Source organism: Ancylobacter sp. WKF20, assembly GCF_029760895.1.
In the GTDB taxonomy this organism is placed as follows: domain Bacteria; phylum Pseudomonadota; class Alphaproteobacteria; order Rhizobiales; family Xanthobacteraceae; genus Ancylobacter.
The window spans coordinates 4477088-4502947 of the sequence record NZ_CP121679.1 but is presented as its reverse complement, the minus strand read 5'-3'; the positions used below and the strand labels follow the sequence as shown (position 1 = coordinate 4502947).

25 protein-coding genes and 1 riboswitch are annotated in these 25860 nt (G+C 68.0%); of the genes, 8 read left to right on the top strand and 17 right to left on the bottom strand.

What is annotated here, in order from left to right; genetic code table 11:
- Positions 1–14: 14 nt before the first annotated feature.
- The 4 genes from AncyloWKF20_RS20740 to AncyloWKF20_RS20725 form a co-directional block, all read right to left on the bottom strand.
- Entirely contained in the window at positions 15–845 is an 831-nt protein-coding gene (locus AncyloWKF20_RS20740) for an ABC transporter permease (RefSeq protein ID WP_267583679.1), read from the bottom strand.
- Positions 846–1007: 162 nt separating this feature from the next.
- Positions 1008–1859 carry an ABC transporter permease gene (locus AncyloWKF20_RS20735; RefSeq protein WP_279315831.1) on the bottom strand — a complete coding sequence of 284 codons (852 nt, stop codon included), beginning with the start codon at positions 1857–1859 and terminating at the stop codon, positions 1008–1010.
- A 136-nt stretch (positions 1860–1995) separates the two neighbouring features.
- On the bottom strand, positions 1996–3300 hold the full coding sequence (locus AncyloWKF20_RS20730) for a PotD/PotF family extracellular solute-binding protein (RefSeq protein WP_279315830.1): 1305 nt from the start codon (positions 3298–3300) through the stop codon (positions 1996–1998).
- 79 nt (positions 3301–3379) lie between these two features.
- Complete coding sequence (locus AncyloWKF20_RS20725; protein ID WP_279315829.1) at positions 3380–4474, bottom strand: ABC transporter ATP-binding protein; 1095 nt, start codon at positions 4472–4474, stop codon at positions 3380–3382.
- A gap of 335 nt (positions 4475–4809) precedes the next feature.
- Here AncyloWKF20_RS20725 and AncyloWKF20_RS20720 point away from each other — a divergent pair, with 335 nt between their 5' ends.
- Positions 4810–5781: a tripartite tricarboxylate transporter substrate binding protein gene (locus AncyloWKF20_RS20720; RefSeq protein ID WP_279315828.1), complete on the top strand. Its 972-nt coding sequence runs from the start codon at positions 4810–4812 to the stop codon at positions 5779–5781.
- Positions 5782–5917: 136 nt separating this feature from the next.
- Here AncyloWKF20_RS20720 and AncyloWKF20_RS20715 read toward each other — a convergent pair whose 3' ends face one another.
- Positions 5918–7147 carry a URC4/urg3 family protein gene (locus AncyloWKF20_RS20715; RefSeq protein WP_279315827.1) on the bottom strand — a complete coding sequence of 410 codons (1230 nt, stop codon included), beginning with the start codon at positions 7145–7147 and terminating at the stop codon, positions 5918–5920.
- Positions 7148–7413: 266 nt separating this feature from the next.
- Entirely contained in the window at positions 7414–8682 is a 1269-nt protein-coding gene (locus AncyloWKF20_RS20710; RefSeq protein ID WP_279315826.1) for a GTP cyclohydrolase II, read from the bottom strand.
- 232 nt (positions 8683–8914) lie between these two features.
- Here AncyloWKF20_RS20710 and upp point away from each other — a divergent pair, with 232 nt between their 5' ends.
- From upp to hemA, 5 genes are all read left to right on the top strand, one after another.
- Positions 8915–9592: a uracil phosphoribosyltransferase gene (gene upp, locus AncyloWKF20_RS20705; RefSeq protein WP_279315825.1), complete on the top strand. Its 678-nt coding sequence runs from the start codon at positions 8915–8917 to the stop codon at positions 9590–9592.
- A gap of 174 nt (positions 9593–9766) precedes the next feature.
- Entirely contained in the window at positions 9767–10384 is a 618-nt protein-coding gene (locus AncyloWKF20_RS20700) for a HupE/UreJ family protein (RefSeq protein ID WP_279315824.1), read from the top strand.
- A 68-nt stretch (positions 10385–10452) separates the two neighbouring features.
- A riboswitch (guanidine-I (ykkC/yxkD leader) is annotated at positions 10453–10586 on the top strand.
- Between the two features lie 127 nt (positions 10587–10713).
- Positions 10714–11934: an agmatinase family protein gene (locus AncyloWKF20_RS20695; RefSeq protein WP_279315823.1), complete on the top strand. Its 1221-nt coding sequence runs from the start codon at positions 10714–10716 to the stop codon at positions 11932–11934.
- Between the two features lie 148 nt (positions 11935–12082).
- Positions 12083–12589 (top strand): hypothetical protein, encoded by a 507-nt coding sequence (locus AncyloWKF20_RS20690; RefSeq protein WP_279315822.1) that lies wholly within the window; start codon positions 12083–12085, stop codon positions 12587–12589.
- A 133-nt stretch (positions 12590–12722) separates the two neighbouring features.
- Entirely contained in the window at positions 12723–13964 is a 1242-nt protein-coding gene (gene hemA / locus AncyloWKF20_RS20685; protein ID WP_279315821.1) for a 5-aminolevulinate synthase, read from the top strand.
- A 64-nt stretch (positions 13965–14028) separates the two neighbouring features.
- Here hemA and AncyloWKF20_RS20680 read toward each other — a convergent pair whose 3' ends face one another.
- On the bottom strand, positions 14029–15156 hold the full coding sequence (locus tag AncyloWKF20_RS20680) for an AbrB family transcriptional regulator (RefSeq protein ID WP_279315820.1): 1128 nt from the start codon (positions 15154–15156) through the stop codon (positions 14029–14031).
- Positions 15157–15262: 106 nt separating this feature from the next.
- Here AncyloWKF20_RS20680 and hemN point away from each other — a divergent pair, with 106 nt between their 5' ends.
- Positions 15263–16579 carry an oxygen-independent coproporphyrinogen III oxidase gene (gene hemN / locus AncyloWKF20_RS20675; RefSeq protein ID WP_279315819.1) on the top strand — a complete coding sequence of 439 codons (1317 nt, stop codon included), beginning with the start codon at positions 15263–15265 and terminating at the stop codon, positions 16577–16579.
- Between the two features lie 101 nt (positions 16580–16680).
- Here hemN and AncyloWKF20_RS20670 read toward each other — a convergent pair whose 3' ends face one another.
- From AncyloWKF20_RS20670 to AncyloWKF20_RS20640, 7 genes are all read right to left on the bottom strand, one after another.
- Complete coding sequence (locus AncyloWKF20_RS20670; protein WP_279315818.1) at positions 16681–17322, bottom strand: helix-turn-helix domain-containing protein; 642 nt, start codon at positions 17320–17322, stop codon at positions 16681–16683.
- Positions 17323–17492: 170 nt separating this feature from the next.
- Positions 17493–17897 (bottom strand): response regulator, encoded by a 405-nt coding sequence (locus AncyloWKF20_RS20665; RefSeq protein ID WP_279315817.1) that lies wholly within the window; start codon positions 17895–17897, stop codon positions 17493–17495.
- Positions 17898–17934: 37 nt separating this feature from the next.
- Positions 17935–18552: a response regulator gene (locus AncyloWKF20_RS20660; protein WP_279315816.1), complete on the bottom strand. Its 618-nt coding sequence runs from the start codon at positions 18550–18552 to the stop codon at positions 17935–17937.
- Positions 18553–18563: 11 nt separating this feature from the next.
- On the bottom strand, positions 18564–19721 hold the full coding sequence (locus AncyloWKF20_RS20655; protein ID WP_279315815.1) for an ATP-binding protein: 1158 nt from the start codon (positions 19719–19721) through the stop codon (positions 18564–18566).
- An 84-nt stretch (positions 19722–19805) separates the two neighbouring features.
- Positions 19806–21008: a pyridoxal phosphate-dependent aminotransferase gene (locus tag AncyloWKF20_RS20650; RefSeq protein WP_279315814.1), complete on the bottom strand. Its 1203-nt coding sequence runs from the start codon at positions 21006–21008 to the stop codon at positions 19806–19808.
- Positions 21009–21172: 164 nt separating this feature from the next.
- Positions 21173–21316, bottom strand: a complete 144-nt coding sequence (locus tag AncyloWKF20_RS20645) for a hypothetical protein (RefSeq protein ID WP_279315813.1) — start codon at positions 21314–21316, stop codon at positions 21173–21175.
- A 263-nt stretch (positions 21317–21579) separates the two neighbouring features.
- On the bottom strand, positions 21580–21789 hold the full coding sequence (locus AncyloWKF20_RS20640) for a hypothetical protein (protein WP_279315812.1): 210 nt from the start codon (positions 21787–21789) through the stop codon (positions 21580–21582).
- Between the two features lie 195 nt (positions 21790–21984).
- Between AncyloWKF20_RS20640 and AncyloWKF20_RS20635 the strand changes: the two genes are divergently transcribed.
- Positions 21985–22374, top strand: a complete 390-nt coding sequence (locus tag AncyloWKF20_RS20635) for a hypothetical protein (protein WP_267583704.1) — start codon at positions 21985–21987, stop codon at positions 22372–22374.
- Positions 22375–22448: 74 nt separating this feature from the next.
- On the opposite strand, the gene AncyloWKF20_RS20630 is transcribed toward AncyloWKF20_RS20635, so the two are convergent.
- From AncyloWKF20_RS20630 to AncyloWKF20_RS20620, 3 genes are read right to left on the bottom strand one after another with little or no spacing between them, the layout of a single operon-like run.
- The gene (locus AncyloWKF20_RS20630; RefSeq protein WP_279315811.1) at positions 22449–23372 is read right to left on the bottom strand and encodes a dihydrodipicolinate synthase family protein; all 924 of its coding nucleotides are present in this window, start codon (positions 23370–23372) and stop codon (positions 22449–22451) included.
- Positions 23373–23428: 56 nt separating this feature from the next.
- A complete protein-coding gene (denD, locus tag AncyloWKF20_RS20625; RefSeq protein ID WP_279315810.1) occupies positions 23429–24403 on the bottom strand; it encodes a D-erythronate dehydrogenase in 975 nt (324 codons plus the stop codon).
- Between the two features lie 14 nt (positions 24404–24417).
- Positions 24418–25857, bottom strand: a complete 1440-nt coding sequence (locus tag AncyloWKF20_RS20620) for an aldehyde dehydrogenase family protein (RefSeq protein WP_279315809.1) — start codon at positions 25855–25857, stop codon at positions 24418–24420.
- Between the last annotated feature and the right edge of the window lie 3 nt (positions 25858–25860).

The following is a 25860-nucleotide window of genomic DNA, read 5'->3' as shown; positions in this document are numbered from 1 at the left end:
GGCGCGCGTACGGTTCAGCCGGCGAGGCGGCGGGCCCGGCGCTTGCGCAGCACGGCGATGACGGCGAGCGCGATCAGGATCACCGCCATGGAGAAGACCGTCGTCACCGTGCCGAGCGCGTAGAGCACGGGCGTCGTGACATTGGTGGTCATGCCGTAGATTTCGAGCGGCAGCGTGTTGAAGGTGCCGGCCGTCATCAGCGAGCGGGCGAACTCGTCATAGGACAGGGTGAAGCCGAACAGGCCGACGCCGACGAGGCTCGGCAGGATGATCGGCAGCACCACATGGGCGAAGGTCTGCCAGGGCGTGGCGCCCAGATCGCGCGCGGCCTCCTCATAGGCCGGGTTGAAGCGGTTGAAGACCGCGAACATGATCAGCAGGCCGAAGGGCAGCGTCCAGGTGAGGTGCGCGCCGAAGCCGGACGAGTACCAGGCGGTCTCCAGCCCGAACACATTGAAGGCGAGGCCGATGCCGAGCGAGATCAGGATCGAGGGCACGATCAGGCTGGCGATGGTCAGGTAGAACAGCGGGCCGGAGCCGAGGAAGCGCCGGCGGAAGGCGAGGCCCGCAAGCAGCGAGACCACCACCGTGGTCAGCATGGTCATCACGCCCAGCATCAGCGAGCGCGCGAAGGCCCCGCCGAAATCGCCCACCGCCTGCTGCTCGAACAGCAGATTCTCGAACCAGCGCAGCGAGACGCCATTCATCGGGAAGGTGAGCCCGCCATTCGGCCCCTGGAAGGACAGGATGAAGATCGTCGTCATCGGGCCGTAGAGGAACAGCACGAACAGCACGAAGAAGGCGGTGAGCACATAGAAGCCGGGGCCGCGACGCTCGGAGTTCATGATCGCCCTCTCCCGCTCGACAGGCCCGCCACCCCATCATCGTCATCCCGGAACGGCCGACAGGCCGTATCCGGGATCGCGCGCCCGATCACGGGAGCGATCCCGGCTCTGCGGCTTCGCCTGCGGCCGGGATGACGGCGGTCAATACAGATGCCGGCCATCTCACAGCTCCTTGCGGATGTTGACGATGCGCAGGATGGCGCCGACCATCAGCAGCACGAGCACCAGCAGGATCACGGCATTCGCCGCCGCCGCCGGGTATTGCAGCAGCGCGATCTGGTTCGCCATCATCAGCCCAACCGAGGCCGATTGCCCGCCGGACATGAAGCGCACGGTGATGAAGTCGCCCATCACCAGCGTCACCACGAAGATCGAGCCGATGGCGATGCCGGGCTTGGCCAGCGGAATGATGACATTGGTAAGGATCTGCAGGCCATTGGCGCCCGCGTCCCGCGCCGCCTCGATCAGCGCGCGGTCGATGCGCATCAGCGTGTTGAAGATCGGCGTCACCATGAACAGCGTGTAGAGGTGCACCATGGCGAGCACCACCGCGAAGTCCGAGAACAGCAGGAACTCCAGCGGCTGGTCGATGATCCCGAGATGCATCAGCGTCTGGTTGAGCAGCCCGTTGCGGCCGAGGAACGGAATCCACGAGATCATGCGGATGATGTTCGAGGTCAGGAACGGGATGGTGCAGACCAGGAACAGCACCATCTGCATCGTCGCCGAGCGGATGTGGAAGGCGAGGTAGTAGGCGACCCAGAAGCCGATCACCAGCGTCACCGCCCAGACGATGACGGTGTATTTCAGCGTGTTGAGATAGGTACTCCACGTCACCGGCGAGGTGAGCGATTCCTCGTAATTGGTGAAGACGAAGGCCGGGAAGATCTGGATCGAGTCGTAGTCCCAGAAGCTCACCATCACGATGGTGGCGATGGGCAGCACGAGAAACGCCGCAAGGATCGCCGTGAGCGGCGTCGCCTGGAGATAGGGGGCGATCCGGGAGAGAGTCATGGGGGCTTCCGGTGGCGGCTTCAGTCCTCGGGAACGTCATCCCCGGGCTTGGCCCGGGGATCCACGTCTTGGTCGCCGTCCGCCCCGGAAGGCGTGGATGGCCGGGCCAAGCCCGGCCATGACGGCGTACCGGTCCTCACGCCGCGATGAACTCGTTCCAGCGGCGGACCATGTAGCGATCTTCGTCCATCACCGAGTTCCAGCAGGCGACCGCGCCCATGCGCTGCTCGAAGGAGCCGCCGTCGCGCACCGCGCCGGCCGTGTACATCACCTTGCCTTCCGGCGAGAGGATGTCGGTCTTGGCCGGCTGGCCGAGCATCCAGAACGCCCATTCGTCCGGCGTCATGTTCTTCTCGGCGGTGGAGAGCACGGCGGAGTAGTAGCCCTGCCGGTTGAGATAGGCGCCGACCCAGCCGGACAGATACCAGTTGATGTACTCATAGGCGGCGTCGAGCTGCGCGCCCTTGAGGTGCTTGGCGATGCCGAGGCCGCCGCCCCAGGCGCGGTAGCCTTCTTCCAGCGGCTGGTAGACGCAGGGAATGCCCTTCGAGCGCACCGCCGCCACCGCCGGCGACCACATGGACTGGATGACCACCTCGCCCGAGGCCATGAGGTTCACGCTCTCGTCGAAGGTCTTCCAGAAGGCGCGGAACTGGCCGGCCTTCTTGGTCTTGATGAGGAAATCGATCGTGGTGTCGATCTCCGCCTTGGTCATGTTGCCCTTGTCGCCATACTTGATGATGCCGGCGCTCTCGCAGATCATCGCCGCGTCCATGATGCCGATGGACGGGATGTTCAGGATCGAGGTCTTGCCCTTGAAGGCGGGGTCGAGAATGTCCTTCCAGTTCTTGATCGGCCGGCCGACGAGATCGGGGCGGATGCCCAGCGTGTCGGCGTTGTAGATGGTGGGGATGAGGGTCATCCACTCGGTCGGCGCCTTGGCGAAGGTCTTGGACTCCGGGCCCTCGACGAAGCCGACGGTGCTGGGCGCGGTGCCCTGCGCGATCTTCGAGGTCGGGGTGAGCTTGCCGGTGGTGAAGATCGGCACGATCTGGTCGTAATACTTGATCTTCTTCACATCCATCGGCTGCAGCGTGCCGGCGGCGAAGACCTTCTTGCAGATCCAGTACTCGATATCGGCGATGTCGAAGCTGTTGGCCTGCGTCACCACGCGCTGCGACACGGCGTCGGAATCGAGCGCGGTCATCTGCAGGGTGATGCCGAGGTCTGCCTTGCACTTCTCGGCGATAGCGTTGAGGTTCGACACGCCGGTGCCGAACTGGCGCAGCGTGATCGGGTTCTGCGCCCAGATGGTGGGGAAGCCGGTGACGGCGCCGCTGCCGAGGGCGACACCGCCCGCGGCGGCCGCCGCGCCCTTGAGAAGCTGACGGCGGCTGAGGCCCTTGCCCGCGCCGGTACGATCCGTGGTCTTCTTGCTCATTCAAGTCTCCCGAGCGTTGTTCGGCGGGTGCGCCGTCAATGGTCCGATGTCAGGCGAAGGCGAAAGCAGGGTTCAGGCGTCAGGCGGAGGGCGAGGGCTTGAGCAGGTGGACGTCCTGCGCGGTCCAGGCGAGCGGCACCGCATCCCCGATGGACAGGGGCGCGGCGAAAAAGGCGGTCTCGGGTACCTGAACGGCGAACTCGTCGACGCCGGGGGCGGCGAGCGCCACCTGCACCTTCTGCCCGTGATATTCGATGTTCTGCACGAGGCCGGTGAGGCCGCAGCCCGGTGCAGCGCCCTCGCCGAGGCGGATGCGGTCGGTGCGCACGGCGATCTCCACCGGCGCGCCCGCCTCCAGCCCGTCCGTGTCCGGCACGGTGAAGGACGCCCCGCCGGGCACCTCGAAGGTCGCGGAGCCCTCGGCCACGCGGCTCACCCGGCCGGCGAGCACATTATGGTCGCCCATGAAGCGGGCGACGAAGGCGGTGGCCGGCCGGTTGAAGACTTCGCGCGGCGTTGCCGCCTGCTCGATGCGCCCGCCATTCATCACCACCACGAGATCGGAGAGCGCCATCGCCTCCTCCTGACTGTGGGTGACATGGATGAAGGAGATGCCGAGCTGGAGCTGGAGCTTCTTCAGCTCCTGCCGCACCTTGATCTTCAGGAAGGGATCGAGCGCGGAGAGCGGCTCGTCGAGCAGCAGCGCCTGCGGGTCGGTAATGAGCGCGCGGGCGAGCGCGACGCGCTGCTGCTGGCCGCCGGAGAGCTGCGCCGGGCGCCGCTCGGCCAGATGGTCCATCTGCACCAGCTTGAGCATCTCCATCGCCTTGGCGCGGCGGACAGCCTTGTTGACGCCCTTCATCTTCAGCGAGAAGGCGACGTTGTCGACGATGTCGAGATGGGGGAAGAGCGCGTAGCTCTGGAACATCATCGCCGTGCCGCGCTTGGCCGGCGGCAGGTCGGTGACGACCGTCTCGCCGAGCCGGACATCGCCCTCGCTGATGCTCTCATGGCCGGCGACCATGCGCAGCGTCGTGGTCTTGCCGCAGCCGGAGGGGCCGAGCAGGCAGCAATAAGTGCCGGCGGGGATTTTCAGCGACACGCGGTCGACCGCGAGCGCGGCACCATAGCGCTTGGTAACGCTGATGAGTTCGATATCGGCGCCCTTGGTCATGCCCTCGACACGCCCTCCGCGATCATGAGGCCACCCGTCTCGCAAGCCGTGTGCCAACGCACGCCCGGCGGGCGCGGGCACGGGAAGTCGCGGCGCGAGCCATCTTCAAACGGAAAGGCACCGCCCGCGTCGCCCAGCAATTGGGCAGAGCATTCTGCCAGTGCCTAAACGGGATACAAGTCGGCATTGAATCGTATCCAATCCGCCCTAGCCTTTTGTCGGACGGCCCCGGCATTGAGCGAGCGGGGCAAATGGCGCACCCTTACGTCAACGCCACATCAAGATGCGCGCCCGGCTCGCCGCCGACAATCCTCGTCATGAAGGGAGACACGCCCATGATCCGCACCCTCGCCGCCGCCGCGGCCACCGCTCTTGCCGGCCTCCTCGCGCTCGGCCCCGCGACCGCGCAGACCTTCCCCACCCGGCCCGTCACGCTCGTCGTGCCCTTCGCCGCGGGCGGCTCGACCGACCTTGTCGGCCGCCTCATCGCCGAGCGCATGAGCGCCGAGCTCGGCCAAACCGTGGTCGTCGAGAACAAGGGCGGTGCGGGCGGCAATCTCGGCGCCGCGCAGGTCGCCAAGGCCGCGCCCGATGGCTACACCATCCTCATGGGCACGGTCGCCACCCATGCGCTGAACCCGGCCATCTACAAGAAGATGCCCTATGACCCGGTAACGAGCTTCGCCCCGATCTCGCTGCTCGCCGTGGTGCCGAACGTGCTGGTGGTGAATCCGAACTTCCCGGCCAAGACGACGGAAGAACTCATCGTCCTGCTCAAGAAGGAGCCGGGCAAGTACAGCTACGCCTCCTCGGGCAATGGCACGCCGCTGCACCTGTCGGGCGAGCTGTTCAAGAGCATGGCCGGCGTCGACATGCAGCACATCCCCTATCAGGGCGCCGGCCCGGCGCTGGTCGACGTGCTCTCCGGCCAGGTGCCGATCATGTTCGACAACCTCCCCTCCTCCTCCTCGCACATCAAGAGCGGCAAGCTGCGCGCCCTGGGCGTGACGACGACGGAGAAGGCCTCGTCCTTCCCGGACGTGCCGACCATCGCCGAGGCGGTGCCGGGCTATGAGACCTATACGTGGAACGCCCTCTTCGCCCCCGCCGGCACGCCGCCGGAGGTGATCGCCACGCTGAACGCCGCCGCCAACAAGGCGCTGGCCGACCCGAAGGTGCAGGCGCGCCTCGCCGATTTCAGCGCCAAGCCGGTTGGCTCCACGCCCGAGCAGCTCGGCGAGCATGTGAAGAAGGAAATCGCCAAATGGGCACCGATCGTGAAGGCGTCGGGCGCGCAGATCGACTGAGGGGCGGTTGAACCAAGGCCGTCATCCCGGCCGAAGCGCAGCGCAGAGCCGGGATCGCCAACCACCTTGCGCGCGATCCCGGATCGGCCGTTGGCCGTCCGGGATGACGCTTCGCTTATCAGCGCGAGACCGGGATTTAGAACACCGTCCCGTCCGCATCAATCGCGATGGGCGGCGGGCCGGCCGGGGGGCGGCGCGTCGCGGCGATGCGGCGCCCCGCTGTCCAGGTGCCGCCCTGCAGCATCTTGGCGAGTGGGAAATCCGCCGCCTCCAGCCCCAGCCGCTCGCGCACCGGGTCAGCCAGCCGGTCGAGCAGCGCCACAGTGAGCGCCCGCCACTCCACGATCATCTCGGAGGAGACCGCGTGCTTCTGCGCGGGGTCGACGGGATGGCGCGGCACGATGGCGCCGAGATCGACCAGCAGCCCGCCATTGCGGTATTCCGGCAGGCCGGTCAGCGCGTCGAGATCGGTGATGGCGAGGCCCGCCGCCTCGAACGGCTCCAAGAGCGAATAGGTCAGCCATTGCGAGAGCTTGTGGAACGGCACCAGCCCGACTGAACGGTCGGGCACGGTGATCGCCGTGTGCCGGCCGACATCGCCGAGCGCCAGCCCGTCCACCTCAAGCCCGGCCGGCCAGATCACCGAAAAGGCGTCGAGCAGCGCTTCGAGGATGGCGGCGGCGGGCAGCCGGCCGACCTTGGCGGTGGGCGCCAGCGCGTCATAAAGCCCGCCGGGCCGCAGCGCGCCGTCGCGGAACAGGTCCGGCCGCGCCGCCAGCGCCCGGCCAAGCCGGTTCAGCAGCAAGGCGCGCCCTTCCAGCCCCACCAGCGGGTTGTCGGCCGTCACTTGGAAATAGACGCCGAGCGTGCCGGCAGCGAGCGCGATGAGAGCGGGCGCGTCGACCCGCAGCTTCTGCGCGGGATCGGAGGAAAAGCCGCCCGCCTCGAACATGCGCAGGCTCGCCACCGCCAGCCCTTCCGAGCGCGTGACGGTGAGCCCGGTCTCCGCCTCGCGGTAGCGCCAGGCATCCCCGGCGCCGGCGTCGAGCAGCACGCTGACCATGGCGAGGTCGATCATGATGCGGGCGCGCTCGGCCGGCTCAATGGCGCCCAGCTCCGCCTCCAGCGCCGCCCAGCGGTCGACCCCGCCCGCCGCGAAATGCCGCCAGCGGCTGTGATAGGGGATGTCGAGCGTCGGATAATCCGCGCGCGTCACCTCGGCCACATAGTCCGCGACCTCCGCGAGCGCGCCCTCGTCGACGGTGAAATGCGGCGAGTGCCCGGCCAGCACATGGTCGAGCACGCTATGGCAGCGCGCCCGCACGGCGGCCGGGGAGCGCAGGGCGAGAAGTTCGGGCGGGGTCATGCTGTCAGTCTCTTCTGGCAATCCCTCATGGGCGAGCGGGACCCGGCCATCCAGGGGACGAAACGACCGGGCGCTCCCGGCCATGGATCCCCGGGTCAAGCCTGGGGATGAGGGAAACACGCGATCAGCGGCGACGCGCAGGTGGGAAAGAAACCGTCATCCCGGACGGGCCAGCGGCCCGATCCGGGATCGCAGGAAAGCTCGGGAGCGATCCCGGCTCATGGCTGCGCCATGTCCGGGATGACGAGCCGCGGGAAGCCAGCCCCTCACTCCTCCAGCGCCCGGCCCTGCGTGGCGTCGTACTGGCTCTCGAAGCCGACGCCGTAATAGCCGGCGGAGACCTTGGCCTCCATCTCGACGCGGGCATCGGGCGGGATCAGCTCGGCGGGGATCGGCACGCGCTCGATCACCTCGATGCCCGCGCGCTGCAGGGCGTTGAACTTCATGTCGCTCATCGAGGCGAAGCGGTCGATGCGGGTGATGCCGAGCCAGTGGAACACGTCCGGCATCAGTTCCTGGAAGCGCATGTCCTGCACGCCGGCGACGCATTCGGTGCGCTTGAAATAGGTGTCGGGCAGGTCGCCGCCCTCCTGCCGCTTGCGGGCATTGTAGACGAGGAACTTCGTCACCTCGCCGAGCGCCCGGCCTTCCTTGCGGTTATAGACCACGAGGCCGACGCCGCCCTTCTGCGCCATCTCCACGCACATCTCGATGCCATGGGCGAGATAGGGCCGGCAGGTGCAGATGTCGGAGGAGAACACGTCCGAGCCGTTGCACTCGTCATGCACGCGGCAGGCGAGCGGAGTGACGCCGTCGCCGATGCGCGAGGGCTCGCCGAACATATAGAGCGTCATGCCGCCGATAGGCGGCAGGAACACCTTGAGGTCGCCGCGCGTGACCAGTTCCGGGAACATGCCGCCCGTGTGCTCGAACAAAGCGCGGCGCAGCGCGCCCTCCGCGACGCCGAAACGCTCGGCGATGCCCGGCAGATACCAGACCGGCTCGATCGCCGCCTTGGTGACGCGCACATCGCCCTTCGGCCCGATAATGTCGCCATCGACCTGCAGACGGCCGGCGCGCAGCGCGTCGCGGATTTCCGGCATGTCGATATGCGCGCGGGTGATGGCGATGCTCGGGCGCACATCCATGCCCGCCGTCAGCTCGGCGCCAAAGACTTCGCCGGTGAGGTGCCCCCACGGATCGAGCGAGACGATCTTGCCGGCATCGCCCCATTGCGGGTGCGGGCCGATGGCGTCGGACGGCGCGGTGTTTGTCAGGTCGGCGCGGAAATCCGCCGGCAGCGCGCCCGCCGCAATGGCCAGCGCACGGTACACCGAATAGCCGCCGGCATGGGCGCCGATGGCGTTGCGGTGCTTGGGATCGGTGAGGGTGGCGACGACGGGACCGCGCTCGGCCGGCGTCGGGGCGCCCCAGTTCAGGACGGGGCCGCCGGCGGCAACGCCGGTGGGCGCGCCATGCGAGGTGAGAACGATGTGGTTGCGGGGACGACCGCCTGCATTGGCATTGACGGACATGGGCAGCTCGCTTCTCGTCCGGCCGGGCGCCGGCTCTCGGGAAGCACTGAATGTGAGCGCCATTCGCGCCGCTCCGCAAGGGGGTGATGGGGGTCGGCGCAAAAAATTTCAGACGAACTGGTCCGATTCTTGTATCGACCGTCGCGCTTTCCGCTACGCTGTGGGAAGCTGGCGGCTGGCCTGTCGGCGTCCGCCGAACCCGCCACGCCCCTTGCACACGAGTTCGCCGCCCATGAACGCGCCCACACCGGTTACGCCCTCCTCCGCCACCCGCGAGCTGCCGCCGACCACCGTGGTGGTCGATCACCCGCTCATCCAGCACAAGCTCACCCTGATGCGCCGCTCGCGCACGCCGGCGAACGAGTTCCGCCTGCTGCTGCGGGAGATCAGCATGCTGCTCGCCTATGAGGTGACGCGCGACATGCCGCTGGAGCTGGTGGAGATCGAGACCCCGCTGGAAACGATGATGGCGCCGGTGGTGGCGGGCAAGAAGCTCTGCCTCGTCTCGGTGCTGCGCGCCGGCGGCGGCATTCTCGAAGGGATGCTGGAAATCCTGCCGGCGGCGCGCGTCGGCCATGTCGGGCTCTACCGCGACCCGGTCTCGCTGGCGGCGGTCGAGTATTATCTCAAGCTCCCGCGCGACATTTCCGAGCGCACCGCCATCGTGCTCGACCCGATGCTGGCGACCGGCAATTCGGCGGCGGCGGCGGTATCCGAGGTGAAGGCGGCGGGCTGCCAGTCGATCAAGTTCGTCTGCCTGATCGCCGCGCCCGAGGGCCTGAAGACGCTGCACGACGCGCACCCGGACGTTACCGTCTACACCGCCGCCGTGGACAGCCACCTCAACGACCACGGCTATATCGTGCCGGGCATCGGCGATGCCGGCGACCGCATCTTCGGCACGAAGTAGGTAGCCCGGACCACCCACACGGCACGAAGCTTGTATGGGACAAGGCGGCAGGACAGGTCGCGGCGGGTTGAACGCGCGCCGCGACCGCGTAACCTGCCGCGTGTTCATTCGGCCTTTGCAGACGTACGCACCGGGATGACCCGAAGGCGGCCTGCCCTTGCAACAGGGAACGTCATGTCCAACCTCGCCCCGAAATTCTCCCGGCTCGCTCTGGTCCGCGCCACGTTTGCCGGCGCGCTCGCCCTCGTCCCCTCGCTCGCCTTCGCCCACACCGGCCATGGCGAGGCCGACGGGCTGGTGCACGGCTTCATGCACCCGGTCGGCGGGCTCGACCATGTGCTCGCCATGGTCGCCGTCGGCATCTTCGCCGCGCAGCTCGGCGGGCGCGCGATCTGGGCGGTACCGGCCACCTTCGTCGCGCTGATGGCGCTGGGCGGCTTCCTCGGCATGGCGGGCATCGACGTGCCCTTCGTCGAGCTCGGCATCACCCTCTCCATCGTCGTGCTCGGCGGGGCGGTAGCGCTCGGCTGGAAGAACTGGCCGCTCGGCGCCGCCATGGCGGTGGTCGGCGTGTTCGCCATCTTCCACGGCCACGCCCATGGCGCGGAAATGCCGGCGGATGCATCTAGCCTCGCCTATGCCGCCGGCTTCATGCTGGCCACGGCTCTCCTGCACATGGCCGGCATCGGCCTCGGCACGCTGATCGGCTCGGCCCGCGCGCCGCGCCTCACCCAGGCGCTCGGCGCGGGCGTCGCGCTGATTGGCGTCGGCCTGCTGACCGGCGTGATCTGAGCGCCGAAACTTTCAGCGGTCGCTGACCAGAATCCGGGCTTCCGGTCCGCCGGGAGCCCCTCTATCCTGAAAAATGTCCCTAGGGTTCCGGCGCCGCAAGATCATGCATCTTTGGCGCGGCTGGTCCGAGAGGGACAGCCCGGCGGCGGGATGCGTCCCACCACATGCGCCGGGTCCACGGCGGGACAAAAGCCCGGGAGGCTCGCGCGACGGGATCGCGGCGGAGGCCTTTCGCAGTTCAGGCCTCCTCCGAGACTTCCTCGCAGAATGGACCGCGCCGCCACAGGGTGCGGTCGTGCCGAAGGACTGATCGCAAGGAGAGACGCCGGATGCGTTCCCATTCCAGCCGCGCCCATCCCACCCGCGCCCACCGCATCGCCGGCCTTGCCGGCACGCCGGACCGCGCCCGCCGCCACCACCCCAATTTCGAGATCAAGGGAACGCAGGGCTGGAAGGCGCTGGAATCCGAGGAGAAGCTCTCCGAGGATGGCTGGCGCCGCGAGCAGCAATGGGCCCTCGACATGGGCCTGCCCGGCGCGGAATCGATCAACGACAAGTCGATCCCGACCTTCGCGCGCGGCGAGCTGCCGCATTTCGCCGGCATCAACACCTTCATGAAGGCCCCTTACGTCGAGAATGTCCGCGATGTCGGCAAATACGACGCCGCCGTCATGGGCATTCCCTTCGATTCAGGCACCACCTACCGGCCGGGCACGCGCTTCGGGCCGCAGGGCATCCGCCGCATCTCCGCGCTCTACACGCCCTATAATTACGAACTCGGCGTCGACCTGCGCGAGCAGATGACGCTGTGCGATGTCGGCGACGTGTTCACCATTCCGGCGAATCTGGAAAAGAGCTTCGACCAGATCTCCAAGGGCGTCAGCCACGTCTTCTCGTCGGGCGCGCTGCCGATCATGCTCGGCGGCGACCATTCGATCGGCTTCCCCTGCGTGCGCGGCATCGCCGAATGCACCTCCAAGCGCATCGGCATCATCCATTTCGACCGCCACATCGACATCCAGGAAAAGGATCTCGATGAGCGCATGCACACCACGCCCTGGTACTGGGCGACGAACCTGCCCAACGTCTCGCCGAAGAACCTGGTCCAGCTCGGCATTGGCGGCTGGCAGGTTCCGCGCTACGGCGTGCAGGAGGCCCGCAAGCGCGGCACCAACGTGCTGACTATCGACGACATCGAGAAGATAGGTCTTGAGAAGGCGGCCGAGATCGCCCTCGAACTCGCTTGGAAGGACGCCGACGCGGTCTATATCTCCTTCGACGTGGACAGCATCGACTGCGGCTTCGTGCCGGGCACCGGCTGGCCGGAGCCGGGCGGCTTCCTGCCGCGCGAGGCGCTGAAGATTCTTGGCCTGGTCGCCGCCGAGGGGCTGTGCGGCCTTGAAGTGGTGGAAGTGTCCCCGCCCTACGACACCTCGGACATCACCGCCCTGTTCGGCACCCGCGTGGTGGTGGAAGCGCTCGGCTCCATGCTCGCCCATGGCAAGCTCGGCAGCCACAAGCACATCATCGACAAGCCGGTGAGTTTCTAGAGCGCCATTGTCGTCATCCCGGACGGCCCACCGGGCCGATCCGGGATCGCGGCCAGGACAAAGGGCGCCGCTTTCGGCGCGCGATCCCGGATTTCCGCGCCCGATGGGCGCTGCATCCGGGATGACGACACTCTTGAGGAGCACCGCCATGCATCGCGGGCACGACCATCATCACGACCATGGCGCGGGAGGCCGCTCCCACGCGCACGCCGAGTCGCACGCCCATGCCCACAGCGCCGGCCATAATCACGGCCATGGCCCGCGCCGCACGGCGCAGTGGCAGACGCCGCATCTGCCGGAGCCGCCCGAGGCGGACGACCATGTCCATGTCGAGCCCGATCTCGATCTGGTGGAGAAAGCGTTCGTCGAAAGCTTCGCCAGCGCGAGCGATCCGACGAGCTTCCTGCGCCTTGCCCGCGTGCCGTTCGACGCGGTGACGACGGAGGGCGTGCGGGTGAGCCTGCTGCGCGTCGAGACCAGCGAGACCACCGATGTCGGCGCGGTCATGCCGCATCTGGGCGGGGGAACCTTCCGCTATGACCCGCTGCCGGCGGCCATGACCTCCCGCCGGAAAACCTTGCGTTTCGTCTATTTCGACGGCCGCACTTCCCTGCCGCTGACGCTGGCGCAGGTGCGCGCGCTCGCGGAGACGTGAGGCGGCGGCCTTTCGGTTAAGCGCGCCCGATCGCCGCGTCCGTGGTTTCGCGGGTTGATCGGAACGCCTCCAAAGTTCATGGTGCCCTCGACAGGTGCTCGCGATCAGAGCGCGAGCGCCGGAGTGGATGCCCATGGTTTACGCACCTTCCGACTACGCCCGCTTGTTCGAGACCGCCGTCGAGACGCTCAAGACCGAGCGGCGCTACCGCACCTTCGCCGAGATCGAGCGCGACACCGCCCGCTTCCCCCATGCGGTGTGGCACACGCCGGAAGGCGCCCGCGACATCGTCATCTGGTGCTCGAACGACTATCTCGGCATGGGCTGCCATGAGAGCGTGGTCGAGGCCATGTGCGCCACCGCCCGGCAGGCCGGCGCGGGCGCGGGCGGCACGCGCAACATTTCCGGCAACAGCCACGCCATCGTCGAGCTGGAATCCGAACTTGCCGACCTGCACGGCAAGGACGGCGCGCTGGTCTTCACCTCCGGCTATGTGTCGAACCAGACCGGCATTTCCACCCTCGCCAAGCTGATCCCCGACTGCCTCATCCTGTCGGATGCGCTGAACCATAACTCGATGATCGAGGGCGTGCGCCAGGCGGGCCGCGACAAGCAGGTTTTTCGCCATAACGACCTCGCCCATCTCGAAGAGCTGCTGCGCGCCGCCGGCGATCGGCCCAAGCTCATCGTGTTCGAGAGCGTCTATTCGATGGATGGCGATGTCGCCCCCATCGGCGCGATCTGCGACCTCGCCGAGCGCTATGGCGCGATGACTTATCTCGACGAGGTCCATGCCGTCGGCATGTATGGCCCGCGCGGCGCCGGCCTTGCCGAGCGCGACGGGGTGATGCACCGCGTCGATGTGATCGAGGGCACGCTGGGCAAGGCGTTTGGCGTGGTCGGCGGCTATATCGCCGCGAGCGGCGCGGTGGTCGATGCCGTGCGCTCCTACGCGCCGGGCTTCATCTTCACAACCGCCCTGCCCCCGGCGGTCGCCGCCGCGGCGGCGGCCTCGGTGCGTCACCTCAAGAATTCCGGCACTGAACGCGCTCGCCAGCAGGCGCAGGTCGCCAAGGTCAAGCGTGCGCTCGACCGCGCTGGCCTGCCGCAGGTCGTGACCGAAACCCATATCGTGCCGGTGATGGTGGGCGATGCCACCGCCTGCAAGGCCGCCAGCGACATGCTGCTGGAAGACCACGGCATCTATATCCAGCCGATCAACTACCCCACCGTGCCGCGCGGCACGGAGCGGCTGCGCATCACCCCTGGCCCGTTCCATGACGATGCCTTGGTGGCGCATCTGGCGAGCGCGCTGGTGGATGTGTGGACCCGGCTCGGCCTGCCCTTCGTCGCGCAGGCGCAAGCGGCCGAATAGGCCGCTTTCCCTTAACGATTAAAACCCGGCCGAATAGGCCGCGTTCTTAGGAGGGCGGCCGCCCTCAGTCCTTCGGCTCGCTCTCGTCGAGCGGCGGCGCCTCATCCTCGGAGACGACCGGCGCCACCGGCGGGCCGAAGAACAGCCGGGCGATCACCGGGATCAGCAGCGCCAGCCCGACGAAGCGCGCAAGGTGGTGCGCGGCGACGAAGGCCGGATCGAGCCCGAGCACGAAGGCCATGATGGTCATCGCCTCCAGCGCGCCGGGCACATAGGCCACCAGTACCTTCGCCAGCGGCTCGCCCGAGAGCCACGCCCCCAGTGCCGAAAAGGCGACCGAAATGGCGATGGCGACCACCAGCGCGCCCAGCGCGTCGATGAAGAAACGGCGCAGCGTCTGCGCCTTGGTGCCGGCGAAGCGGCTGCCGGAATTGGCGCCGAGAATGACGAAGCTGACGATCAGCAGGAGATCCGGCAGCCGGCCTTCAATCAGCCCGGCGCCGTGAACGACGCCGCTCGCCAGCATCGCCCCGACCATGGTGCCGCCGGGAAAACGCGCCTTCTCCGCGAGGAAGGCGCCGAGCACGCCGACGCCGATGGAAAGAAAGAAGCTGGTCCAGTCCGGCACCACCGGGTTGATCGGCAGCGTGCCGGCCGGCTGATGGCCAAGCCCGCCCAGCGCCGCCGGCAGCAGCGCCACCAGCACGAAGAGCCGCAAGGACTGGCTGAACACCACGCGGCGCGTATCCGCCCCCGAGCTTTCCGCCATGATCAGCACGGTGGAGAGCGCGCCGGGCGCGGCGCCGAAAAAGGCGCTGCGCCGGTCCCAGCCGGCGACCTTCTCAAGATAGAGCGTCACCGCCAGCATCATCACCGGCACGGAGACGAGCAGCACCACCATCGTCACCGGCCAGGTGGACAGGCCGTGCAGCGTCTCGGGCGTGATGGCCGAGCCCATGGAGGTGCCAAGCAGCACATAGGTGACCACGCGCACATTGCTTTCCACGCCCACCGGCGCGCCGAACAGCGCCGCCACCGCCGTTGCCACCAGCGCGCCCGACAGCCAGCCGGCGGGCATGCCGACGCCAGCGAACAGCGCGCCGCCGGCAAAGGCGAGGGCGAGGGTGAGGGCCCACCACAGGAAGTCGCGAGGGGAATAGCCGGGACGCGAGAGCTTTGGAATCAGCGGCATGGAACGAGGAGAACGGCGCGCGGGAGGACTACGCGCGAATGCGTAGCGGGCGGGGGATTTGCGCCGGATCAATGCGCCCAACCGGCGGCGGGGTCAAATCTCGATCATGCATAGTTCAGCTCTCTTCCATGCCGAGCGCGCGGTTCCGCGCTACACCTCCTACCCCACGGCGCCGCATTTCTCCGGTGCCATAGGGGCGAGCGAGCACGCGCAATGGCTCGCCGCGCTGCCGGAAGACGCGACGCTGTCGCTTTACCTCCACGTCCCGTTCTGCCCCTCGCTCTGCTACTATTGCGGCTGCACCACCAAGGCGACGCGCCGGCCCGCGCCGGTCGCCGCCTATGCCGCGCGGCTGGAGCGCGAGATCGGCCTCGTCGCCGCCGCGGCCGGCGGGAGGACGGTCACGCACATCGCCTGGGGCGGGGGCACGCCGAGCCTGATCGGGCCGGAAGCGCTGAAGCGCCTGTTCGACCGGATCAATGACGAGTTTGATCTCACTGGCCTGATCGAACACGCCATCGAACTCGATCCGCGCGAGACCGACGAGGCCCTCGCCGATGCGCTGGGCGCCATCGGGGTCGACCGGGTGAGCTTCGGCGTGCAGGATTTCAGCGTCCATGTGCAGTCCGCCATTGGCCGCGTGCAGCCCTTCGGCACGGTCGAGCGGGCGGTGAAACTCGTGCGGGAAGCGGGGGTTAGCGCGGTCAATCTCGATCTGATGTACGGCCTGCCGCACCAGACCGAGCGCGATGTGCGCCGCACCGCGCAACTCGCCACGCTGCTCGCGCCCGAGCGGCTCGCTTTGTTCGGCTACGCCCATGTGCCGTGGGTGCGACCGAATCAGAAACTCATCGACCAGACCGCCCTCCCCGGCGCCGCCACCCGCCTCGACCAGGCGGAAGCCGCGCGGGAGGTTCTGGTGGCGGCCAGCTATGTACCTGTGGGGCTTGACCATTTTGCGCGTCCGCACGATCCGATGGCGGTCGCGGCGGCGGCGGGGCGGCTGCATCGCAACTTCCAGGGCTACACGGTCGACGCGGCCGATGCGCTCATCGGCCTCGGCGCGTCGGCGATCAGCCGGCTGCCGCAGGGATTCACCCAGAACGCCCCGGATTCCGCCTCCTACATCCGCGCGATTGACGCCGGAAGATTCTCCACCGTGCGCGGCATCGCCTTCACACCGGATGATGTGAAGCGCGGCGCGCTGATCGAGCGGCTGATGTGCGACCTCGCGGTCGATCTCGACGCCTATACGCTGGCCGAGGCCGCCCCGCGCCTTGCCCCGCTGGTGGCGGACGGGCTGCTGGAGATCGAGGGAAAGCGCATCGCCATGACGTCGTTCGGCCGGCCTTTCGTCCGTCTCGCCGCCGCCGCCCTCGACGCGCGGCTGCAGGCCGGCGCCCGGCACTCGGTCGCGGTCTGAACACGCCGCACGCTCATCTAGCCAGCAAAAAAGGCCCCGCCGATCTGGCGGGGCCTTTTGGTTCTGAAGGGCCGCTTGAGGAGGAAGGCGCGGCGCCGGTCTCAGGCGGCGCCGGCAAGGCGGCGCATGCTGCCGCGATCATTGATCTGCACCTCGTCCGCGCGCAGCAGCGCGACCAGACCCCGGCGCTTCAGCTCGGAGAAGGCGCGGCTGACGGTTTCCAGCGTCAGCCCGAGGAAGTCGGCGATCTCCTGCCGGGTCATGGACAGGTGCAGCGTGCCGCCGACGACACCCTCCGGCATCAGCCGCAGCAGAAAGAAGGCGACGCGCTCCAGCGCCGACATGCGGCCGAGCACCAGCGCGTGGGAGTGCATCGCGCAGAGCTGCGCCTCGAAGCGTCGCAGCAGGCGGGCGGCGAGCATGGGGTCACGCTCCAGCGCACCCCGGTCATGGGTGGTGATGACGGCGGCGGTCAGCGTCTCCGCCGAGCAGGCATAGACATCGCAGGCCGCGAGGCCGAACACGTCGCCGGGGCCGAGCAGTTCGACCACCTGGCGGCGCCCGTCCGGCAGCAGCTTGGTGAGCATCACCGCGCCTTCCACCACTTCCATGATGCGGCGGGCGGTATCGCCCTCATGCAGCACGGTGACATGCGGGGCCACGCGCAGATGCCCGGTATGCGTCTCCGGCGCGGCGGCGTGGCGCGAATAGCTACCGGTGCGTTCTTCGATGATCTGGCGCATCTGGCCCTCCGCAGCTGATCTGGATCAACCTTAGAGAGCACCGGGGCGTCACACAGTTCGGTGGGCTGCGTAAGGACATTCCCTAAAGGGCGGCGCTCACCGGGCAAAAGCACAGGCACGGGCCCGCGATCCGGCGGCCGGACGTGAGCGCTCACTGACGGCTTGAAGGCTCAGTGGGTGGGAATGGCGCGCGCGAGGCTTTCGACATTGAGCGGCTTGCGGACCACGCCGACGGGCTTCAGCCCACGCAACTGGTGGTCGATGGCGCTTTGCGACTGGCCGCTGATGACCACCACGCTCGGCGGCTCGGCCAGCTTCTGCAACCAGCGCACGGCCTGTCCGCCGGAGATGCCGGGCAGGCTGAGATCGACGATCACCGTGTCGCTTCCCGCCGGTGGCGAGGCCCGGAACAGGCTTTCCGCGTCGGGGTATGAGACCACCTCGTAGCCGAGGTTGGCGAGGATCAGGCCGAGCGAATCGCTCACGCCCGCATCATCCTCAACAACATGAACTCGCACAGGGCGTTCTCCCGCAATTTGCCCCTGAAGGTGCGGAAGTCCTTCCCGTTTAGCCATTCGTAGGGATGCGTAGATGGCCGTATATTACCTGATGCTAGGCACGCATGTCCTTCAGCACGATGCGCACGAGATCGGCCGCATTCTTGGCGCCGAGCTTCTCCATGATGCGCGCGCGGTGCACCTCGATGGTGCGCGGCGAGATGCCGAGGACGCGGCCGGCTTCCTTGTTCGACGCGCCGGAGGCGATCTGCACGAGCACCTCGCGCTCGCGCGGGGTCAGCAGGTCATGGCCGGGGAAATGCGCGGAGAGCAGGTCCGCGGGCTCGGCGGAGGTGCGGCGCTGATGCGCGTCAATGGCGTCGCGCACGCGCTCGACCACGGTATCCGCGTCGAACGGCTTCTCGATGAAATCGAGCGCCCCATGGCGGATGGCGTCCACCGCCATCGGAATATCGCCCTGGCCGGAAATGATGAAGATCGGGGCGGGGTAACGGTCCGCCTCCAGCTCCTTCAGAATGTCGAGGCCGGAACGGCCGGGCATGTGGACGTCGAGCACGACGCAGGAGGGAACATGGGTGCGGGCGACGGAGAGGAACGCCGCGCCATCGGAGAAGCCGCGCACGTGATAGCCCTCAAGGCTGAGCACGAGCGACAGCGCATCGCGGACGGCCGAATCATCGTCCACGATGAAGACTTCACCCATCTGTGCCATCTCGTTCCCCTTTATCCGACCTCGGCTGGCGCCGCGGGCCGGGCTACCGGCAGCACCAGGGCGAAGCATGCCCCCTTGCCGTTGCCACCGGGGTCGACCATCAGGTCTCCGCCGTGGTTCTGGGCGATCGTCCGTGAAATCGCAAGCCCGAGCCCCATGCCGCGACGTTTTGAACTGGCAAAGGCCTCGAACAGCTTCGGCAATGCCTCCGGCGCGATACCGGAGCCGTTGTCCTGCACCTCGATCCGCACCGCCCCGTCCGCCACGCGCGTGCTGACGCGCAGCGCCGGCTCGCTCGTCTGGGCGGCCGCCTCGATGCCGTTGCGCACGAGATTGACCACGATCTGCTGGATCTGAACCGGATCCACCGACACATCCGGCAGGTTGCCCGACGTCTCGCGGATGATGCGCACGCGGTGGGTCTGGCCGAGCAAGGTGAGGTCGATCGCCTCGTCGACCAGCGGATCGAGATTGCGCAGATGCCGCTCGGGATCGCGCTTCTCGACGAATTGCCGCATGCGCTGGATGATGTGGCCGGCGCGCTCGGCCTCGCCCGTCGCCTTGTCGAGGATGTCGCCGACCATCCTGTTGATGTCGACGCCCTTGGAATGGGCCCGGCGGATGGCCTGCAGATAGAGCATCAGCGCCGTCAGCGGCTGGTTGAGCTCATGGGCGATGGCCGCGCCCATCTCGTCAATGGCGGAGACGCGGGCAAGATGCACCAGCTCGCTCTGCAGATCGGCGAGACGCTGCTCGCTTTCCTTGCGCGGGCGCAGATCGCGCAGGATGCCGATAAACTGCCGCCCGTCCGGCGTTGCCGCCTCGCCGACGGAAAGCTCCAGCGGGAACACCGTGCCGTCGGCATGCCGGCCGCGCACCTCACGGCCGATGCCAATGATCTTCTTCACGCCGGTGCTGATGTAGCTGGCGACATACTGGTCGTGATCGGCCGCATATTCGGTCGGCATCACCAGCTTGACGTTCTGCCCGACCGCATCGGCGGCGCAGATGCCGAACATCTGCTCGCACGCCTTGTTGAAGACGAGGATGCGCGCGCGATCATCAATCACGATGATGCCGTCGGCCGCCGTGTCGAGCACGGACGCCAGACGCGCATCGGAAACCGTCGGCAGATCGCGCTGGGCGGGCGACGAACTGAAATCACGCATGGGGTCAGTCTGCTATCGCCGCCAGCCGGGGGCAACCTGTTCTTTCGGCTTCCTACAACGCAAGGTCGCGTTTCCGGTGCGGTGTTACTTCTTGAGCCACGTCACCAGCCGGTCGGTCGCCTCGGTGATCTGAGTCTCGCCGCGCGCGAAGCACATGCGCAGATAGGCCTCGCCGCCCGGGCCGAAGGCGGTGCCCGGCGCAAGGCCGATGCCGGCCTCGTCCACCAGCCGCAGCGCCAGCTTGCGGGTGTCGTCCTCGCCCTCCACGGCGAAGAACATGTAGAAGGCACCGGGCGGGCTGGCGAAGCGCACGCGGTTGGAGGTCGCGAGGCCCTGCGCGACGATATCGCGCCCGCGCCGCGCCCGCTCGATCTGATGGGTCAGGAAGCTCTCGCCGCGCTCCAGCGCGGTTACGCCGGCGCGCTGCATGAAGGCAGCAACGCCTGAGGTGGAGTACTGGATGAGGTTCTCCAGCACCTGGCCGAGCGAGGGATGCGCCTCGATCCAGCCGAGCCGCCAGCCGGTCATCGCCCAGTTCTTCGAGAAGGTCTGCACGAACAGAATACGGTCCTCGGGCTCCATCACCTCGTGGAAGGACGGAGCCAGCCCGCCCTCCTCGAAATAGAAGCGGCCATAAATCTCGTCGGCGATGATCCACAACCCGTGGCGACGGGCGATGTCGAGCACGCCGCGCAGCGTCTGCGTGGGCGCGACGAAGCCGGTCGGGTTGGCCGGGGAATTGATGAAGATGACGCGCGTGCGCGGGGTGATCGCGTCCTCAAGCTGGTCGAGGTCAAGCCAGAAACCGCGCGCGGGATCGAAGGACAGCGGCACGGGAATGGGCCGGGCGCCGATCACTTCGGCGGCGGCGGCGGCATTCGGCCAGGAGGGCGAGGGAATGAGGATTTCCTCGCCGGCCGAAAGGGTTAGCGCCAGCGCGATCTGGATCGCCTGCATGCCCGAACCGGTCACATGATAGCGCTCAAGATCCTCCGGCACGCCATAGATGCGCGTCATATAGGCGGCGATGGCGGCGCGCAGCTCGGGGATGCCGCGCTGCCAGGTGTAGAAGGTCTCGCCCGCCGCAAGCGCGCGCGTCGCGGCTTCGCTGATGAAGGAGGGGGTCGGCAAATCGCCCTCGCCCGCCCAGAGCGGGATGAGACCCTCGCGGCGACGCCCATAGTTCATCACCTCGACGATGCCGCTCTCCGGCAAGGCAAGGGCCTGCGGGCGGATATGGTCGAGCAGGGAGGGAGCGGGACGGAAGGGCGAGGCGGAGGCCGGCATGGGAGGCTCATGGAACGCGAAGCGGGGGAGGCAGGATAGCGTATCCGCCGGGCCGCGCCCATGGAGAGGCCCGCCTTGGGCCATGAAAAGGCGTGATGCGCGCATTCCTGCGCGCGATCAGTGAGCGTGGGGCGGGGGCGCGACAGCGCCCGCCGCCCGTCGCGTCAGCCGAGCTGTTCGATGATGATGGCCCGGAGCTGCTCACGCGTGAGCAGGCAGGGCTCGGGCTTCCAGTCTTCCGGCGAGCGGGGCTGGGAAGCGGCAAACGTGGGGCGACGCAGGGCGCCGCGCAGAGTGGTCGTGGTCACGTGAATCCTAATGCCGGCGCGAAGCCCATCGGGCGCGTGCTCGGCGTCTCTCTCGGAATTGTCAGAAAAAGCAGCGGCATCACCGAAAGGAGCCGCGCGTGTCGATCAGTCGACCTGCATGATGTAGTGCGTCATTGTGGGCAGAACAAGGCCCCTGTCGTCGGCACCGCAAGCTTCAGGCAAGTCTTGCTGCAGGAGAGAGGTCTACAGACGGCTAAATGCCGGGTGAGAGGTACAGGACGCCGGCCGACAGGGGCGCCGCGTCAGCCGATCAAGCGGCGATATTCTTCCGCGCGCCGCTCCATATCCTCCGGCGGCGGGAGGCCGGCGTCGCAGATGCCCGCCTCGATTTCGCGAGCAACCACAGGCCAGTAGCGCTCCACCGCCGCCACCAGATCGGCCGGCCGCCGCTCCGCCGCCAGAAGGTCGACGGCGCAGAGTGCGCGGGCGCGTAGCTCCGTATTTTGTGTCATGATGAAAGCTAACATGAGCGGCCCACGGCGAATGTCGGCTAGTGAACACTTGCCCTGCTTGTCGCGCGATTGTGTGCGGCGACGACCGTAACCATAATCGGCAAATCCGTATCATGACACCTCATCCATGGATCGACACGGCACCTGCCCGCGCCTAGCATGGCCGACAGCCAACCGCCGCCGGAGGATAATCGCGTGAAACGTCAATCACTTGCCGCCATCGCCCTGCTCGGCCTCGCGGTGGCCGGGTGTGCGTCGACGCAGAAGGCGGAGGTCCAGAACAAGGACAACCTGCTCGCGGCAGCCGGTTTCCAGCTGCGCCCGGCCGACACTCCGGCCCGCATCGCCTCGCTGAAGAAGCTGCCGCCGAACAAGTTTTCCGTGCTGAACAAGAACGGCCAGCCGGTCTTCGTCTATCCCGATCCAACGATCTGCGGTTGCCTGTATTATGGAACCATGGACAATTACTCGGCCTACCAGCAGCTTGCTCTTCAGCAGCGGCTGGCCAGCGAGCAGGAAATGGCGGCGATGCTGAACCAGCAGGCCGCCTTTGACTACGCCCCGTGGGGCCCGCCCTTCTATTGAGAGCGTGACTGGTCAGTGCAGTGAGGTGGACGATCAGGCCGATGAGGCCAGTCTGTGCGGTCTGATCTCGCCCATCACTTCCCCCAGCGCAGCACGAGCGGGTCGAGGCGGCGGGCGATCTCCAGGAGGCCGGCGCGGGTCGCCGGGTGCACCGGCGGCAGCGGGGCGCGCAGCGTGTCGTGCTGGATCACCCCGCCCGCCTGCATGAGGATCTTGGCCGCCGCCAGCCCCGCCTGCCGGTTCTCGTAATTGATCAGCGGCAGCCAGCGCATATAGGCGTCGACCGCCGCCTCCCGGTCGCCCGCGACATACGGGTCGATAATCGCGCGGATGCCGTCGGGGTAGCCGCCGCCGGTCATGGCGCCGGTGGCGCCGGCGTCGAGATCGGCCATCAGCGTGATCGCCTCCTCGCCGTCCCACGGACCCTCGATCGCCGCCCCGCCCGCCTCGATCAGCGCCCGCAGCTTGTTCGCGGCACCGGGCACCTCGATCTTGAAATAAGCGAGGTTCTCGATCTCGGCCGCCATCTTCGCCAGGAACGGCACGGAGAGCGGCGTGCCGGCGACCGGGGCGTCCTGCACCATGATCGGGATGCGGATCGCGTCGGAGACCCCGCGATAGAACTCATAGACCTGCGCCTCGGGCACCCGGAAGGTGGCGCCGTGATAGGGCGGCATGACCATGACCATGGCCGCGCCCATCTCCTGCGCGCGCTTCGAACGCTCGGCGCAGACGAAGGTGGAGAAGTGGGTGGTGGTGACGATCACCGGCACGCGGCCGGCGACATGCTCCAGCACGGTCCTCATCACCTGATCGCGCTCGTCATCGGTGAGCACGAACTGCTCGGAGAAATTGGCGAGGATGCACAGCCCGTGCGAGCCGGCGTCGATCATGAAATCGACGGCGCGCTTCTGGCCCTCCAGATCAAGCCGCCCCGCGGCATCGAACACCGTGGGCGCGACCGGGAAGACACCGGAGTAGCGAGGAGACGCGGGCATGATGGGCACCTTGGACACGGGACGGGATCAAAGGATGAGGACGAGGAAGGCGGGCCTCAGGCGGCCGACCGGAAATCCTCGGTGAGATAGGCGTCGAGAATGCCGGCAAAACCGTCATCCCCGGTGAAGCCGAGCGCCAGAGCCCGCGCCGCCGTGAAGGCCTGCGGCCAGCCGCCGACCACGCGCGCCACCACCGGGTCGGGCTGGCGGCGGATGAGCCGCACCGCCGCCTCGCCGGCATGGGCGCGCAGCGCCTCGATCTGCTCGCCAAGGGTGACGGAGACGCCGGGCATGTTGAGGCTGCGGCGGGCGCCGAGCGGGGCGGTGTCGAGCGTTGCGGCATGCAGCAGATAGCCCACCGCCGCGCGCGGCGAGGCGATCCAGACGCGCAAGCTCTCCTCCACCGGCAGCACGGCCTCCACGCCGTTCAGCGGCTCGCGGATGATGCCGGAGATGAAGCCGGACAGCGCCGCATTGGGCTTGCCCGGCCGCACGCAGATGGTCGGCAGGCGCAGCGCCACGCCGTCAAGGAAGCCCTTGCGGGAATAATCCGCCAGCAGGAGCTCACCGATGACCTTTTGCACGCCATAGGAGGAGGCCGGCGCGGTGAGGAAATCATCGTCCACCACCGCCGGGAAGGGCGTGCCGAACACGGCGAGCGAGGAGGTGTAGATCAGGCGCGGCGTGTAACCCTCGACCGCGCGGATCGCCTCGAACAGCGCCCGCGTGCCGTCGAGATTGATGCGGTAGCCTTCCTCGAAGCGCGCCTCCGCCTCGCCCGAAACGATGGAGGCGAGATGGAAGATCACCCTCGGGCGGCCGGCGATCAGCTTTTCGGCGACGCCGGGCGCCGCATAATCGCCGGTCAGCACTTCGGTGGCGAAGGGCAGGCCGGCGGGCGGCACCGCCTCCACCACATCATGCAGCACCGCGCCGGTGATCGCGGTGCCGCCCAGCACGGGCTGGGCGGCAAGGCGGTCGAGCAGCTTGCGGCCGATCATGCCGGCGGCGCCGAGGATGAGGATCTTCATGAGGCGGGCTCCGGTCAGGCGAGCGTATAGGCGGTCTTCACCACGGTGTAGAATTCGCGGGCATAGCTGCCCTGCTCGCGCGGCCCATAGGACGAGCCCTTGCGGCCGCCGAACGGGACGTGGAAATCGACGCCGGCGGTGGGCAGGTTCACCATCACCATGCCGGCCTCGACGTTGCGCTTGAAATGGGTGGCGTGCTTGAGGCTCGTCGTGCAGATGCCGGCCGAGAGGCCGAACTCGCTGCCATTGGCCACCGCCAGCGCCTCCTCGTAATCCCCAACGCGGATGACGGAAGCGACCGGGCCGAACACTTCCTCGCGGTTGATGCGCATGGCGGGGGTCGTCTCGGTGAACAGCGCCGGCTGGAGGTAGAAGCCGGGCTTGGCGCGCTCGAGCCGGGCACCGCCAAAGGCAAGGCGGCCGCCTTCCTTAGCGGCAAGGGCGATGTAGTCGAGATCCTGCGCGAGCTGGCTCTCATCCACCACCGGGCCGATCTGCGTGGTGGCGTCGAGCGCGTCGTCCACCTTCAGCGCGGCAAGGCGCTCGGTGAGCGCGGCGATGAAGCGGTCATGGATGGCGTCGGTGACGATGAACCGGCTCGACGCCGTGCAGCGCTGGCCGGTGGAGAAGAAAGCGCCATTCACCGCGCAATCGACGGCGACGCTGAGCTCGGCATCGTCGAGCACCACCAGCGGGTTCTTGCCGCCCATTTCGAGCTGGACGCGGGCAAAGCGCGCCGCCCCCGCCGCCGCCACGCGCCGGCCCGTGCCGACCGACCCGGTGAAGGAGATGCCGGCAATGTCGGGGTGGTCGAGCATGGCCTGCCCGACCTTGGAGCCCGAGCCCATGACGAGGTTGAACACGCCCGCCGGCACGCCGGCGCGGGAAATGATGTCGGCAAGCGCCCAGGCCGAGCCCGGCACCAGCTCGGCCGGCTTGAAGACGACGCAGTTTCCATAGGCCAGCGCCGGGGCGATCTTCCAGGCGGGAATGGCGATGGGGAAGTTCCACGGCGTGATGAGGCCGATGATGCCGAGCGGCTCGCGCGTCACCTCCACCCCGACGCCGGGCCGGACGGAGGCCAGCGTCTCGCCGGCAAGGCGCAGGCACTCGCCGGCGAAGAAGGAGAAGATCTGCCCGGCGCGCGTGACTTCGCCGATGCCCTCGGCCAGCGTCTTGCCTTCCTCGCGCGACAGCAGCCGGCCGAGCTCGTCCTTGCGGGCGAAAATCTCGTCGGCGATCTTCTTGAGGATCTCGTGCCGGGCATAGGGCACGCTGCGCGACCAGCCGGGGAAGGCCGCCTTCGCCGCCTCCACCGCCGCGTTGAGGCCGGCGGCGTCGGTGCGGGCGTAATGGCCGATCACGTCGCCGGTGTCGGACGGGTTGATGTTCGCGACGGCTTCAAAGCCCTCGACCCATTCACCGCCGATGAAATTGCGGAACACAGCGCTCATGGT